We start from the raw sequence: 1,045 nt of genomic DNA, 5'->3' as shown, positions 1-1,045 counted from the left end.
CAGCACGAGGTCGTGGAGTTTAAGCCGCCCTCTCAGCGAACGCGTGGCTGATGCGGAAGAGGTCAAGCCGGCTAGATCGGCGTGACAACGGAACTTTGCGCATGGCTCCGCCAGCGAACGCTGCTCCGCCTTCGCTGCATCGCATTGCGGTTGGGAGGGGCCCAATCCGGAAGCGGTGATGTCATTGTACGCCGCCAGCAGTTCATCCACATGGTCCTTCCGTCGATTTCGAAGAACAGCGGGGTTTCAGGCAAGACGCCGAGGCTACGGAAGTGGTCGACTATTTCTCGGTGAACCTCGATCGCAGCCCACGCGAAAGCTGAAGGGACCGGACCTGCCTCGGTAGAAGGAGGAAGCGTTCCCATGCGTCCGAGCCGGTCGAACTCGGCCGCCCGTTCTTCAGGCCCGCTGTCCCGCATCGCCCGCTTGTGGCATCGACCTGACTTTCAGAAAGTTCGCCGCGCTTTCGCGGCTGAGACAATCCGTACGAGCGCTCGAACCGCTGCCGTCAGAGTACAACATCGTAGAAGATCGTACTTTAGCGTACAAAGTCGTTGCCATGTTGGTGGCGATACGACTCGAATCCCGACCCGAACATTCTGGTTTTGGTTCTGCATCAACGGTATCTTTCTGCGGCAGACAGAACAGATCGTCCGTTTTGCCCGCTGCAATAGCCCCGCACGTCCGAACAATCCTTGCACCGCATGTAACGCTCCAACTCGTGGATCGGCGTCGTCTTCGTTCGTCGCACGACTGCGCTCACACCGTCTAATGGGACGTAAGCTCTGACAGATTGCGACGCGCGCAAGCAGGAGCCAGCGTGCAGCTTTAAACGTTTATGGGCGTGGATCGATCTCGAAGATGATCGACATGGACCGGACCGAGCGCTTCTTTGCCGGATGACTGTCGTGGGCACGATCTGCCTCTGCGCCGCGTTTACGATGTGGATGCTCGTTTGAGCCGCCACTCATGCGCCAACGGAGGCGCCCTATTTCGGTGGCTGCCATCTTGGCAAGGTCAGCCACTCGGTTATCTGAGACGTGAA

The 1,045-nt window shown here is 58.9% G+C and carries 2 protein-coding genes; both read right to left on the bottom strand.

What is annotated here, in order from left to right; genetic code table 11:
• The coding region (locus IVB32_RS37020; protein WP_247412998.1) for a hypothetical protein at positions 1-210 on the bottom strand (210 nt) is incomplete at its 3' end.
• A gap of 626 nt (positions 211-836) precedes the next feature.
• The coding region (locus IVB32_RS37015; protein WP_247412997.1) for a hypothetical protein at positions 837-1,045 on the bottom strand (209 nt) is incomplete at its 5' end.

This window comes from Bradyrhizobium sp. 23, from assembly GCF_023073295.1.
Lineage (GTDB): Bacteria > Pseudomonadota > Alphaproteobacteria > Rhizobiales > Xanthobacteraceae > Bradyrhizobium > Bradyrhizobium canariense_D.
The sequence above is the reverse complement of the archived record's forward strand: the minus strand, read 5'-3'. Positions and strand labels throughout refer to the sequence as shown.